Source organism: Aurantibacter sp., from assembly GCF_039941195.1.
GTDB lineage: Bacteria > Bacteroidota > Bacteroidia > Flavobacteriales > Flavobacteriaceae > Aurantibacter_A.
In genome coordinates, this window is sequence record NZ_JBDVFA010000025.1 from 38,959 (window position 1) to 53,474 (window position 14,516).

A 14,516-nucleotide genomic window follows, 5' to 3' on the forward strand; every position below is an offset into this window, starting at 1 on the left:
TTAATGTGGCTAACTTATTTCTTAATAGTAATTACTCTTTATTCTATTTGAAAAACGGGTAGTCCATTATAAAAATCCAATGTGCTTTTATTAATTTCAGCACGCAATCGAACCTGTAAATTTTCATTTTGGGCACTGGCGAATAAATTTTTTGCTGTAAATAATTCAATGGCATTTATCATTCCTTTTTCATATCGTTTTTGAGCAATGGTAAATGCTAAATTTTGCGCTTCCATTTTTTTTGTACTCTGATCTTTTTCAACTGCTAATGACTCCTGTTCTTGTACTAACTGTTGAATAGTCTGGAAGAGTTCTTGCTCTTGTATGTCTAAATTGTTTTCCGAACGTAGTCGTTCAATTTTTGCTTGTTTAACTCTTGATCTTGCTGACCAACCATTACTTATTGGAACACTTAAATTTAGACCTATATATTTAGAGGTGTTGTCTCTAAATTGCTCTCTAAAAGGAAGTGTATTACCTAAAGTATCTCTAGTAGTTTCAAAATAGCCAGTGCCCGTACCTGCAAAAAATGTTAATGAAGGGTATAAACTTCCACGCACTACTGCCACTTGTTTTTTTGCAGCTTTTGCTCGTAATTCTTGTGCCTTAATTAAGGGAATAAATTCGCGAGCTATAGCATAAACTGAATCTGATTTTTTTTCAACATCGAAAGTTTTATTTTCCGAATTTCCTAATGCCGTTTGAATTGTAATGTTCGAGGCATTTTCTAAATTCATTTCTTGTATCAAGTTTAATTTCGCAGCCTTTAATTGATTTTCGCTTTGTGTTAAATTCAGTTTATCTGTAAGCAATAGCGATTGCGCTTCATAACTATCGGCTCCTGCTTTTAAACCTAATTCAATTTGCTTTTCAACCAAATTAAAATTTGTTTGTGATACGTTTAATTGTTCATTTGAAATCGCTACCAAACCTTCATAGAATTGAATATCATAAAAAGCTTGCATAACACGGAAAGCCAATAAATATTTCTGGTGCAAAGCTTCCTGTTGCGTTGCTTTATAGAGAAATTTAGAAGCCTTTATAGAATTAATTTTTTGAAAACCTTGAAAGAGATCAATGGTAGATTCAAGAGAATAATTATTCGAAAAGAATTCCGAAGTAACTACATCATTAGTAAATGGATCTGTACTTCTACCATAATTAATAGCATAGCTAGAATTTGCATTAACATTAGGTAAAAGGTCACGTATTGATTGTCTATACGTTTCTCTTCCAGCTTGCTCCGTATAATTAAAGTCGTTTAATTGTAGATTGTGCTGTAAAGCATAAGCTACACATTCATCTAAAGTCCATTTTTCTTGAGCAGAAACAAAAGCTCTAGACAATAGTAGGAAAACAATTAATATTGAAAATTTCAGATTCATAATTTATTAGTATGCCATATTGTAAGCTACTCTTGTGCCAAAAACATATAACACTGACAATAAGATAGTTGCGTTTTAAAAGAGTTGTGCCTTAATTGTATTTTGTAAAATAGTTTGACAGTTATTGTAAAATATTTGGACACTTTGTAAATTAAGTTAAATACTAATTGTAGTTTTAAAAATAAAAGAATCGTAATGGATATAGTACTTTGAAAGTCTGTTTTACTGATGATGAATTAAATGGAATATTTATTGAAGCGTTCTTGAATATCAATTTCTTAATATGTTAGATGCTAAAATTTTGGTTGTGGATGATAACAAAAGTGTGTTAAGCGCACTGGAGATACTTTTACAATTTGAATATAAAACAGTGCAAACAATATCGAATCCGAATCAATTACCGTCATTTAAAGGATTGCCCGATTTCGACATAGTATTGCTCGATATGAATTTTTCGGCAGGTGTAAATACTGGAAACGAAGGATTATACTGGTTACGTGAGATTAGAAAAAAAGCACCACAAATTTCAGTGGTAATGATGACCGCTTATGGGGCAGTAGATTTAGCTGTAAAAGCATTAAAAGAAGGGGCGGCAGATTTTGTTTTAAAACCGTGGAATAATGATAAACTACTAGCAACGGTAAAATCTGCATATGAATTACGAAAATCCCGTAAGGAGATAAAGCATCTAAAGCAAAAAGAAGACAACCTTAAGCAAGTAATCAATCAGAATAAAAATGATATAATAGGTAATTCCAAAGCTTTAAACGGGGTGCTTAAATTAGTTGGTAAGGTTGCTAAAACTGATGTTAATGTTTTAGTTACTGGTGAAAATGGAACCGGAAAAGAGTTAATTGCTAGGGAGTTACATGCTTCATCTATGCGTAAAGATGAGGTGTTTATAGCCGTTGATATGGGGTCTATTTCCGAGCATCTTTTTGAAAGTGAATTGTTTGGGCATACAAAAGGATCATTTACTGATGCCAAAGAAGATCGAGCTGGAAAATTTGAAGCGGCCAATGGTGGCACTTTATTTTTAGATGAGATAGGAAACTTATCCTTGCAAACACAAGCGAAATTGTTATCTGCTATTCAGAATAGAATGGTCGTTAGGGTAGGGTCGAACAAATCCATCCCTGTTGATATTCGTTTGATATGTGCGACTAATGAGAATTTAGATAAAATGGTTGCCGATGGTCTTTTTCGCGAAGATTTGTTATACCGGATAAATACCATTTCAGTTGAAGTACCTGCCTTGCGGAACAGAGATCAGGATATTTTGGTTTTGGCTGATTTTTATTTGAAAAAATTTGCTACTAAATATGGTAAGCCAGGACTACGAATAAATCAAGATGCTCAAGAAAAATTGTTGTCATATCCGTGGCCTGGTAATGTGCGTGAACTTTTGCATACAGTAGAGCGAGCCGTTATACTTTCAGAAGGTAACGTATTAAAATCTGAGGATTTTTTGTTGAATATAAAACCCAATAATTCACCAGTAATTGCACTAAAAACCTTAGAGGAAATGGAAATACAAATGATTGCAAATGCATTGGAGAAACACGATGGAAATTACAGTGCGGCAGCAGAACAGCTGGGGATTTCAAGACAAACGCTTTATAATAAAATGAAAAAAATAAAGTAATTCCAAAATTTAAATGACATCAATAAAGTATTTTAATTTGAAAAATAACAATGGTAAGTAGAAGCATTTATTTACAACTTGTAGCCCGCATTGTTTTAATTGCTGCTGCAGCTCTTTGTGTAGGTTTTTTCTTTTTTGGAAAAAAGTACATTCTAGCTTGTTTGTTTTTAGTTTTATTGATAATACTCACATCATCCTTAATTCATTATGTAAATCAGACAAATAGAAAGATTGCTTATTTTTTTGATGCTATAAAAAATGAAGATTTTACCCTGCGTTTTCCTGAAAAATTAAGTGTAAAATCGCTGGAAGAATTGAATCATAGTCTGAATATGTTAAATGAAATGGTTCAAGATATTCATTTAAAAAAGCAAGCGCAAGAACAGTACTATCAGGAAATTATTAAACAAGCAGATATAGGAATTTTAACTGTAAATGATAAGGGACATATACTTTTTGCTAATGCTACAGTTGAAAAATTATTCAATTATACGCCCTTAAATCATATCAAACAATTAGCTCAGGTAGATCAGAATTTATATGCTTTGTTTGAAGAATTAAGGCCTTTTGAAAGTAAGTTAGTCCAGTTGTCTAACGAACGCGAGAAAAAGCAATTAACCCTAAAATCTACTTCAATATCTTTTGAAGATAAGGAGCTATTATTGGTTGTAGTACAGGATATTGACAAAGAATTGGATGAAAAAGAAACCGATTCTTGGGTGAAGTTAATTCGTGTACTTACACATGAAATAATGAATACAATTACACCAATAACTTCTATATCTGAATCTATTTTAAAGTATTACAAAACGGATACGGGGCTTTTAACTAAAGAAACTATAGAGGAGAGTCATATCATAAATACAACTAAAGGTCTTGAAGTAATAAGAGAGCAGGGTAGTGATTTAATGGAATTTGTTCAGTCGTATCGCAGTATTTTAAGTATGCCAAAACCTGATAAAAGCCTTATAAAAGCAGACCGTTTATTAGATAAAGTAAAAGTACTTATGGATCAAGAGAATGGAAATGGAAGTGTAACATTTGATATTATCGTAAACCCTTTGGATCTTGAACTATTTATTGATGAAAAACAGATTTTGCAAATTTTAATCAACCTTACAAAAAATGCTATGCAATCATTGAAAGGTACAAAAGATGGAAAAATAAAAATTATTGCCGCGATGTCGACAAATGGTGAAAAGTACATTCAGGTTTTAGACAATGGTCCTGGTATATCGGCAGATTTAATAGATGAAATTTTTGTCCCGTTTTTCACGACAAAGGAGACAGGTACAGGAATAGGATTAAGTTTGTCCAAACAAATAATGCACTTACACGGGGGCACAATTAAGGCACATTCAATACCTAATAAGCAGACGTCATTTTTATTAGTTTTTTAATACTTTCTTTTATTTTCTTAAAATGATAGATTATGCTCGATATTATTAGCATAAAAACACAGTTTTATTTCCGAATATGGAAAAGAATTCTATATTTGCGTTAACGTTAACGAAATTATAGTTATTTCGATACGGAAGTTTTTCAACCGACTTATAGAAGCACTCGTTTTTATTTCTTTAGAAGCTAATAATATTGCGAAATACTTTTATGCACGAATTTTATATGGTTGAAAAAGGGGCAATTAAAATGATAGTGATTTAATAAAATATAAAGAATGAAGAAAACTGACTTATTTAATATTTCTGGAAAAGTGATTGTAGTTACAGGGGGTGCGGGAGCACTAGGTGGTAATATGGCCTCTTATTTGTTGACTCAAGGAGCAAAAATTGTAATACTAGATTTATTTCCAGAAAGCGTAACTAAAAGAGTTGGTGAATTAAAGGACATTGGTGCAGATGTTTTCGGTATAGCCGGTAGTGTTTTAGATCAGGAGCATTTAGAAAAAGCTAAGAATGAGATTCTTGAAAAATGGGGACAAATAGATGTTTTAATTAATGCGGCAGGTGGAAACATGCCGGGTGCAACAATTGGTGTTGACCAAACTATTTTTGATCTTAAGATGGATGATTTTAAGAAGGTTTCTGAATTGAATCTTAATGGATCAGTCTTACCTTCTATGGTTTTTGGAGAAGTAATGGCTAACCAACGTTCTGGTAGTATTATTAATATTTCTTCAATGACAGCTACACAAGCGGTAACTAGAGTAGTGGGTTATTCTGCCTCAAAAGCAGCTATTGATATTTTCACAAAATGGATGGCTACTGAAATGGCTATTAAATTTGAAGGAAGTGTGCGTGTAAATGCAATTGCTCCTGGTTTCTTTATTGGCAATCAAAACCGTGCATTATTAACAAATGAAGATGGTAGTTATACGGATAGAGGAAATACGATTATAGACAATACACCAATGAAACGTTTTGGTGATGCCGACGAATTGAATGGAGCGATTCACTGGTTAATGAGTGATGCTGCATCTTTTGTAACAGGTACAATTGTACCAATTGATGGTGGATTTAGTGCGTTTAGCGGAGTGTAAATTAATTTAGGAAGATCAAATGAAAATGCAACAAACTTGGAGATGGTACGGTCCGAATGACCCAGTCTCATTAATAGATATAGTACAAGCGGGTGCAACAGGTGTTGTTTCGGCATTACATCAAATACCTAATGGACAAGTATGGTCCGTTGAGGCGATTAAAGAGCGTAAAAACATTATTGAAGCAGCCGGATTAGCGTGGAGTGTTGTTGAAAGTATACCGGTACATGAAAATATAAAAACTCGTTCTGGAGATTTTCAGAAATATATCGAAAATTATAAAACAAGTATTCAAAATTTGGCTAGTTGCGGAATTAATATTGTGTGCTATAATTTTATGCCCGTTTTAGATTGGACAAGAACCTCTTTAGACTTCGAAGTTGAAGATGGTTCAAAAGCTTTACTTTTTGAAGTAATAGCATTTGCAGCTTTTGAGCTTTATTTATTAAAAAGACCTGGTGCAGAAGACCAATATACAGAGGCTCAAAAACAAGAAGCAAAAACATATTTCGAATCACTAACGGAGACTGATAAAGAAGTTTTAATTAACAATATTATAGCTGGCCTGCCTGGAGCTGAAGAAGGCTATACATTAGATCAATTTCAACAAATACTAGATACTTATTCTGAAATTGACGCACAACAACTCCGGGAAAATTTAGTCTCTTTCTTAAAAGAAATAATACCCGTAGCTTCAGAAAATAAGGTGATGATGTGCATTCACCCAGATGATCCACCATATCCAATATTAGGGTTACCGCGAGTTGTAAGCACAGAAGAAGATTACGCTTATCTTTTTGAGCAAGTTCCAAATATCTCAAATGGCATTACATTTTGTACAGGGTCTTTAGGTGTTAGAGGGGATAATAATTTGGTGCAGATAGTTAAAAGGTTTGCAGATCGCGTACACTTCTTGCATTTAAGAAGTACTAAACGAGATGCTCAAGGAAATTTCTATGAAGCCAATCACTTAGAAGGTGATGTAGATATGTTTGGCGTAATTAAAGCAGTTTTAATTGAGCAGAAAAGAAGAGTAGCAGAAGGCAGGTCGGATGCTTCAATTCCAATGCGACCCGATCATGGACATCAAATGCTTGACGATTTAAATAAAAAAACGAATCCGGGTTACTCTGGAATAGGAAGACTGAGAGGTTTGGCTGAGTTAAGGGGATTGGAACACGGTATTTATAATTCTTTATAAATCGCGATAAATTAAGATTTAAAATGGCACAATATTCAAGAATTGAAGTTGCAAGGGTGATGAAGGAAACTGGTATGGTACCTTTGTTTTATCATCCAGATATTGAACTTGGAAAAAAAGTACTCAAAGCATGTTATGATGGTGGAGCGCGTTTATTAGAATTTACGGCGAGAGGAGATTTTGCTTTTGAAGTATTTCGAGAATTAAATAAGTATGCCATAAAAGATTTACCGGGAATGATAATGGGCGTAGGTTCGATTACAGATGCCGGTGCCGCTTCATTTTTTATGCAAATGGGTGCGAACTTTATTGTTACTCCTTCTTTAAGGGAAGATATCGCTAGGGTTTGCAATCGCAGAAAAGTATTATGGTCGCCAGGTTGTGGATCTTTAACCGAAATCAATAATGCAGAAGAATTAGGTTGTGAAATTGTAAAGTTATTTCCAGGTTCAACATATGGGCCAGGTTTTGTGAAAGCAATTAAAGGTCCTCAACCATGGACAAGCGTTATGCCGACAGGTGGCGTTTCTACAGAAGAATCAAATTTAAAAGGTTGGTTTGATGCGGGAGTTACTTGTGTTGGTATGGGGTCGCAATTAATAAGTAAAGATGTACTTGCTTCTGGCGATTTTAAGAAACTGGAAGAAACAGTTAAGAATACACTTTCATTAATCAAAAGTCTTCAAAATATAAAATAGTGATTAAGCAATTAAAACAATATAATTTTAAAAGGCTTTGGTTTATTTTGGTTGTAGTAATCATAACAACAACCATACAATCTTGCGCGACCACGGGTAATAAGAAGGTTCTCTATTTCGCTCACTCTTTACCAACGTCACATCCAGTACATAAGGGAATTATGGCGATGCAAGAATCATTGAATGAAAAATCTGGTGGAAAGTTACAGATAAAGATATTCCCCGATGGGCAGTTGGGTTCAGAACGTGAAGCTTTAGAGCTTTTACAAATAGGAAGTATAGCAATGACTAAGGTAAGTGCCTCTGCATTGTCCAATTTTGCACCAGAATATCAGATAACAGTAATTCCATATTTGTTTCGAGATAGTGAACATTTGTTTCGCAATTTAGAAGGAGAAGTTGGTAAGCAATTGTTAGAAGGTGGAACCGAATATTTATTACGTGGCATATGTTTTTATGATGCCGGTGCACGTAGTTTTTACACCAAGGATAGACCTGTAAATTCACCAGCTGATTTAGATGGATTAAAAGTAAGAGTTCAAAATGATCAAATGTCTGTGAGTATGGCGAATTCTTTAGGTGCTTCGGCCACGCCAATGGCTTTTGGTGAATTGTATACTGCCTTGCAACAAAATGTAGTTGATGGTGCAGAGAATAATATTCCATCTTTTGTAAGCTCAAATCACTTTGAAGTATGCAAGTATTACATATTTGATGAACATACGATGGTGCCTGATGTTGTAATAATTGGCACCAAGTTTTGGGATTTACTATCAGATCAAGAAAAAGAATGGTTAGAAGCTGCGGCAAAGGAAAGTGTTGCGAAACAGAAACAATACTGGGCAGAAACTGTAGAAGAAAACATGAAAATGTTGAAAGAAGCAGGAGTGGAGTTTATCTATCCTGATAAAGCTCCCTTTGTAGAAAAATCAAAACCAGTAATGGAACGTTTGATGGAGGATCCAAAATTAAAAACAATCATAGATAAAATAAATTCCAACTAATGGAGAAGGCCTATCAGTTGTTAAACAAAATAATAGAAAACTTATTGGTGGTCATCTTTGGGCTATTGGTAATAGATGTAGTGTGGCAAGTAGTGTCTCGTTATGTCGTTGGACAGTCGAGTTCATTTACTGAAGAATTTGCTCGTTTTTCACTAATCTGGTTAACAGTATTAGGAGCAGCTTATATCAATGGACAAAGAGAAGGTCACTTATCGATGGATTTTCTATTGTCCAAACTCACTGAAGAGAAGCGGAATAAAAGAAAGAAAATAATTCAAATTTTAATGGCTGTATTCGCTTTTATTATCATGATAGTAGGCGGAGGTAATTTGGTGTACACTACTTTAACCTTAGGTCAGGTATCATCAGCATTACAAGTGCCTTTGGGAATTGTTTATGCTATAGTACCGATTTCTGGGATGATGATTCTATTTTTTTCAATTTATAATATCAAGAAACTAAACTTTTAAATATGAGCATTGAGACTATTAGCATACTTGTTCTTTTTCTAAGTTTTATTGGTTTGTTAGCCTACGGAGTACCCGTAGCGTACGCCATTGGAATATCAACAACCCTAACATTAGTATTGAACATCGCATTTTTACCAGCGACAACTACAGCTGCACAACGGATGACCACAGGCATTGATAATTTTGCACTACTGGCGATTCCATTTTTTATATTGGCAGGAGAACTGATGAATACGGGGGGGATTGCAAAGCGACTCATCGATTTTGCCAAGTCTTTAATTGGTAGTTTACCTGGCGGATTAGCTTTTGTTAATATTATCGCAGCGATGCTTTTTGGAGCAATATCTGGATCAGCAGTAGCAGCTGCATCGGCTATTGGAAGTACACTTACCGAAAAGATGGAAAGTGAAGGTTATCCAAGAGAGTTTAGTGCTGCCGTGAACATAAGCTCTTCAACTACAGGATTGTTAATTCCTCCGAGTAATGTCCTTATAATTTTTGCCTTAGCTAGTGGGGGTACAGCCTCCGTAGCAGCACTTTTTATTGCAGGTTATTTACCGGGACTACTGGTAGGTTTAGCGCTTATGATAATGGTATATATCTATGCTATAAAAAAGGGGTTGCCTAGAGCGAAAAGAGTAAGTTTTAAACAATTGTTTTTAGATTTTAGAAGAGCAATTTTGAGTTTAACACTATTGGTAATAGTAGTTGGAGGGATAGTAATAGGTGTTTTTACAGCCACAGAGGCAGCAGCAATAGCAGTAGTTTATGCGATGCTATTAGGTTTTATCAATAAAGAATTAAAGTTTAGTGATTTTAAACCATTGTTATTACGCAGTGCGCGAACAACAGCAATTGTGATGTTTTTAATTGCGACCTCAATGGCAATGTCTTGGTTGTTTTCTTTTGAAGGCATTCCGCAAATGTTGACTTCTGCCTTGTTAGATAATGTGAGCAACCCAATAGTTATATTTTTAATGATAAATATAATATTGTTGTTGGTAGGAACCTTTATGGATATGACCCCAGCAGTATTAATTTTCACTCCTATCTTTTTACCAGTAGCGATGGCTTTGGGAATGCACCCAGTTCAATTTGGTATGATAATAGTATTGAATTTATGTATTGGTGTTTGTACACCCCCGGTAGGAACCTTGCTCTTTGTGGGTAGTGGTGTGGCGAAAGTACCCGTCACCAAAGTTATTAAACCTTTATTGCCTTTATTAGGAGTTATGGTGTTAGTACTAATGATCATTACATACTTCCCAGAAGTATCGCTTTGGCTTCCGAGAGCATTTGGACTAATTGATTAATTTTTCTTCTCGATTCAACCGCTAAAGAAGCGACCACTCGAAGTATCTTTGATTCACTTTTTTAGTTAGATCGAGTGATTTTACTTTGCGTGTAGCGAAGAAATAAAATTTTAAGTAGATTACTTTCTCGCTAAAACAGATGTTTAATTTTCTTAACTATGTTCATAGGTAGGTTGTAAGGAGGGTACCGTAAAGGTGCATCAAACCAATTTGCTTTTTTAATAATCGCTTTATGATGAGAAAATAAATCAAAAGACATTCGACCATGATAAGCACCAATTCCACTAGCCCCAACTCCACCAAAAGGCAGTTTTTTATTAGTAATTTGTATTACAGTATCGTTTATTGCACCACCACCAAAACTATATGTTTTCAATATTTTCTCTTGAAACTTCTTCCTTTTTGAAAATACATAAGTGGCCAATGGCTTGCCATAAATCATAATATGTTTAGCAATATCAGCCTCTGTTTCATACGCGATTATTGGAAGAATAGGACCAAAAATTTCACCATGCATTAATTTACTATCTAGATTTGGTTCATTCACCAAAGTAGGAGCGAGGTAGTTGTCTTGATTGTTAAATTCACCACCAAATATTATTTCCTGACCTTCTAACATTTCTTTCAGACCATTTAAATGTTTTTGATTTACAGTTCGAGCGTAATCCTGAGATTCTTCAATATTCTTACCATAACATTTTATGATATTTTGTTTTAGGGCTTCAATCAGTTTTTCTTTTACACTTTTATGCACTAAAATATAATCTGTGGCGATACAGGTTTGTCCAGCATTTAAAAACTTACCCCAAACAATGCGTTTAGCAGCTAAATTTAGGGCCGCAGATTCATCAACAATGGTTGGGTTTTTTCCTCCCAATTCTAAAGTAACAGGAGTTAAATGCTTAGCTGCACTCTGATAAACTATTTTGCCAACACGTGTACTACCCGTAAAAAATATATAATCCCATTTTTGATCTAGTAATTTTTGAGAAACGTCAACTCCACCTTCTACTACCGTAACATGTTCAGGTTCAAAAACGGCACTTACTATTTCAGATATTACAGCAGCAGTATGTGTGGTGACTTCTGATGGCTTTAGAACAACTGTATTACCTGCTGCTACGGCGCTGATTAATGGTGCGAATGCCAGTTGAAAAGGATAGTTCCAAGGTGCAATGATAAGTATGCGACCATAGGGTTCTTTGTAAATCCAATCAGAAGATGGCCAATTCATAAGCGTAGCCGATTTGCGTTCAGGGCTTGCCCAATAATCAATTTTTCGAATTAAGGTTTTAAGCTCAGCCAATACAAATTGTGTTTCAGCAGCTAGTGTTTCAAACTTTGGCTTTTTAAAATCTTTGTAAATAGCAGCTGCAATATCATCCTCACGAGATATAATTTCATTCTGCAATCGTTTCAATGAATTTTTACGAAAGGCAACATCCTTGGTTTTCTGCGTATCAAAAAAATTACGTTGTTTTTGTATTATTACCATAGAAATGCAATTGACTTAAAAGATTAATTAAAATTAGTTAATAGTAGCAACTGAAATTAAAAACTAACAATTTTTTCCCTAATGTTTCACCGATAAGATGTATTCTGCAACGGCAATTTTAGCTTCATCTGATAAATAATCTTGCGGAGGCATTTCTGGATAATCATCTCTAAGGTTTTTTGGCTTTGTAATATAGTCAACTATGCCTTGTGGATTATCGTTATGTATTGCTTGTATAATTTCTGTAGGTGGCCCTATAAGTCTAGTTCCAAAAGCATGGCAACCAGCACAAACACCATAATAAGTTAGTTTACCAAGTTCTTCTTTAGAAACAGATCTTGGAGGGACGGGTTCTGGGGTCATCATAGTCGGTATATCTTTTGTGTCATTAATTTGAGAAATTCCATAATCTCCCAAACCAAAAGTTCTATAACGGTTTTTATCTCTAATGGTACTTCCTGTACCGCCACCATACGCAAAAATATCTGGTCCTTTAGAATCTAGTTGCGTTAGCATAATGGTTTTTATTTCCCCGGTAGGGTCGTTGCCATTATAGAACATGGTATTATCAAGAATAGTTACACGGTCTGGATTTCCTTCAGAATTGGGGTCATTTGCTTTAGGGTCTCCAGTCGCTAAATCAACAATGGTGATGCCTGTATTATTATTTCCTGTGATAATATTGTTTTCCACGATAACATCATCCGCAGCCATAATTAATATACCGGTACCGGCAGGAATTCCGGCTACTGTAGATCCAGGAGCTCCGAAATTTTCGTGATTATTATTTACTACAAAATTGTTTCTAAGGATAACATCAAAAGTTGTTTTTATGGGTAAACCCGGTGTTACAAAAGCTAATATTCCACCGGTGTTATTATGTGCGTAATTATTCTCAACCAAACAATGTCTCGAATTTTCAATTTCAATTCCGGCAACATTATCAAAAACTTCATTGTGGCGAACATCAACATTATCGCACATACCTACATAAATTGCAGCATCAGCAATAAGACTTAATACATTATGTTCAATAAGTCCATTTTTGCCGTATTGCGGAAATATACCATAAACACCTGTATCAATTATCCAGTTGTTTCGTATTACAAAATTATTTCCGGCCTGTCCCATTATAGCATTACCTTTATAATTGATAATTTTAAAATTCTCGATAAGAATTCCATTTCCTGAATAGAGAAAAGCATCATTAATTTCCTTTTTACCGTCTAAGGTGGGCCACTCACCATTTACAATAATTCCTTGTAAACTAATATCATCTTTATCAATAAAAACATTTTCGGAATAGTTGCCGGGGTAAACTCTTATTAAATCACCAGGGTTCGCTTTTTTGACAGCGTCTTGAATGGAATTACCATTTTTTACCTCTATAATTACCCCGCTAAAAGTATTAGATTTCGTTACTTGTGTTGTGTCATTTGAAATACCGGCGTTTCTATAGGTCATTCCTGATGGTATTGGAACGGTAGCTTCTGAGGGCGAGGAGAAAAATGATTTCCCTAAGAAAATTCCAATTCCTATTAAGATAATTGCACCGATAAATTTTAATACTATTGATTTCATTTTTTATAATGTTGATTAAACAGAAGGTTGAAGTCCTGATGGTAATTCATCAGGAATTTTTGGAGTAAAAGTTTCGTCTGTAAGTGTTTTTAGAAAGTCCACAAGCCGATCTAATTCATACGCACTTAAATTAGGTTCCCAAATATGCCAATGTATTATTAGATTTTCGTTTTCTGGCACTGCATGTCCGCGACCTTGCGTATAAAATTCGACAGTTTCTCGTAGTGTAGCGAAATTACCTGAATGCATATAGGGGGCAGTTTTTTCTATATTCCGTAAGCTGGGAACTTTAAATGCTCCTCTTAATGTGCTATCGTTAAAGGGAATTTGTGCGCCTGGGTCCAGTGCTAAGTCTTCAGGTTCTGGTGACCCAATTACCGCAAATTGTTGGTTAGTAAAAAGCGGTGGAGTATGGCATTCTGCACATCTTGCAACAAATGATCGAAAGACATTCATACCTTCTATTTCATTGTCGTTTAATGCCTCATGATAGCCATGTGCATAGCGGTCATATTTACTATTTAAAGAAATTAATGAAGATTGAAAAGCTGCAATCGACTTATATATTTCATTAAGTGCTATTACTGAATTTACACCGCGATTAGGAAAAGCTTCTGCAAACATTTGCTGATATGCTTCTATCATATTTAAGTTTTGTAAAAGATTTTCAGGCGTATTATTCATTTCTATTTTAGAGAACAATGGCTCTTGCATTTGTTGTTCCAAACTTGCTGCCCGTCCATCCCAAAATAATTTTCTTAAATAGGCTACATTCCAAAGGGAAGGTGCTGCGCGCTTTAATTTTTGGTTGTTATTTCCTGTACTTGTTTTTTGCCCATCACTAAAACCTTTTTTAGGATTATGACAAGTGGCACAGGACATGGTTCCGTCACCAGATAAAATAGGGTCAAAAAACAGGTATCTACCCAAGTCAATTTGTTGTGGGGAAAATCCATCTCTAATTTCTGGTAAACCTGTTTGTAATCCACCAACACCTTTATTGTTCGGCGAATTATACTGCATATATAAATTTTGAGCTATGCACTCATTTTTTGCATTTTTTTTAAAACCAGGCGGACAGTTAGAATTTAGTTTTGGTAATGGCTCATATGTTTCTGTTTTATTATTCGACACAAATATCACCATCAGAAATACTACGAGGAGTCCCGAAATACTAGATTTTAATATGAGGTTTTTTTTACGCATTAATAATTATGCTTATTTCTT

General features: G+C 34.6%; 12 protein-coding genes. 8 read left to right on the forward strand and 4 right to left on the reverse strand.

The features are described from left to right. Positions 1 to 38 precede the first annotated feature (38 nt). Entirely contained in the window at positions 39 to 1,385 is a 1,347-nt protein-coding gene (locus ABJF52_RS04550; protein ID WP_348146926.1) for a TolC family protein, read from the reverse strand. Positions 1,386 to 1,668: 283 nt separating this feature from the next. Between ABJF52_RS04550 and ABJF52_RS04555 the strand changes: the two genes are divergently transcribed. The 8 genes from ABJF52_RS04555 to ABJF52_RS04590 all read left to right on the forward strand — a co-directional run bounded on the left by ABJF52_RS04555 (position 1,669) and on the right by ABJF52_RS04590 (position 10,213). After that, a complete protein-coding gene (locus tag ABJF52_RS04555) occupies positions 1,669 to 3,030 on the forward strand; it encodes a sigma-54 dependent transcriptional regulator (protein ID WP_348146929.1) in 1,362 nt (453 codons plus the stop codon). A gap of 50 nt (positions 3,031 to 3,080) precedes the next feature. Next, positions 3,081 to 4,430 (forward strand): ATP-binding protein, encoded by a 1,350-nt coding sequence (locus ABJF52_RS04560; RefSeq protein WP_348146932.1) that lies wholly within the window; start codon positions 3,081 to 3,083, stop codon positions 4,428 to 4,430. A 275-nt stretch (positions 4,431 to 4,705) separates the two neighbouring features. Then, positions 4,706 to 5,527 (forward strand): SDR family oxidoreductase, encoded by an 822-nt coding sequence (locus tag ABJF52_RS04565; protein WP_348146934.1) that lies wholly within the window; start codon positions 4,706 to 4,708, stop codon positions 5,525 to 5,527. 25 nt (positions 5,528 to 5,552) lie between these two features. Beyond that, positions 5,553 to 6,728, forward strand: a complete 1,176-nt coding sequence (gene uxuA / locus ABJF52_RS04570) for a mannonate dehydratase (protein WP_348147035.1) — start codon at positions 5,553 to 5,555, stop codon at positions 6,726 to 6,728. 23 nt (positions 6,729 to 6,751) lie between these two features. Continuing rightward, positions 6,752 to 7,426, forward strand: coding sequence for a bifunctional 4-hydroxy-2-oxoglutarate aldolase/2-dehydro-3-deoxy-phosphogluconate aldolase (locus ABJF52_RS04575; RefSeq protein WP_348146937.1), 675 nt, complete (start codon positions 6,752 to 6,754; stop codon positions 7,424 to 7,426). Then, positions 7,426 to 8,430 carry a TRAP transporter substrate-binding protein gene (locus tag ABJF52_RS04580; protein WP_348146940.1) on the forward strand — a complete coding sequence of 335 codons (1,005 nt, stop codon included), beginning with the start codon at positions 7,426 to 7,428 and terminating at the stop codon, positions 8,428 to 8,430. The genes ABJF52_RS04575 and ABJF52_RS04580 overlap by 1 nt, the downstream gene beginning before the upstream one ends. Continuing rightward, the gene (locus tag ABJF52_RS04585) at positions 8,430 to 8,900 is read left to right on the forward strand and encodes a TRAP transporter small permease (RefSeq protein ID WP_348146943.1); all 471 of its coding nucleotides are present in this window, start codon (positions 8,430 to 8,432) and stop codon (positions 8,898 to 8,900) included. The genes ABJF52_RS04580 and ABJF52_RS04585 overlap by 1 nt, the downstream gene beginning before the upstream one ends. Positions 8,901 to 8,902: 2 nt before the next feature. Beyond that, positions 8,903 to 10,213, forward strand: coding sequence for a TRAP transporter large permease (locus tag ABJF52_RS04590; protein ID WP_348146946.1), 1,311 nt, complete (start codon positions 8,903 to 8,905; stop codon positions 10,211 to 10,213). 130 nt (positions 10,214 to 10,343) lie between these two features. Here ABJF52_RS04590 and ABJF52_RS04595 read toward each other — a convergent pair whose 3' ends face one another. From ABJF52_RS04595 to ABJF52_RS04605, 3 genes are all read right to left on the reverse strand, one after another. Then, positions 10,344 to 11,708, reverse strand: a complete 1,365-nt coding sequence (locus ABJF52_RS04595; protein ID WP_348146949.1) for an aldehyde dehydrogenase — start codon at positions 11,706 to 11,708, stop codon at positions 10,344 to 10,346. 78 nt (positions 11,709 to 11,786) lie between these two features. Then, on the reverse strand, positions 11,787 to 13,289 hold the full coding sequence (locus ABJF52_RS04600; RefSeq protein ID WP_348146952.1) for a parallel beta-helix domain-containing protein: 1,503 nt from the start codon (positions 13,287 to 13,289) through the stop codon (positions 11,787 to 11,789). 15 nt (positions 13,290 to 13,304) lie between these two features. After that, the gene (locus tag ABJF52_RS04605; RefSeq protein WP_348146954.1) at positions 13,305 to 14,495 is read right to left on the reverse strand and encodes a cytochrome c peroxidase; all 1,191 of its coding nucleotides are present in this window, start codon (positions 14,493 to 14,495) and stop codon (positions 13,305 to 13,307) included. Positions 14,496 to 14,516 lie beyond the last annotated feature (21 nt).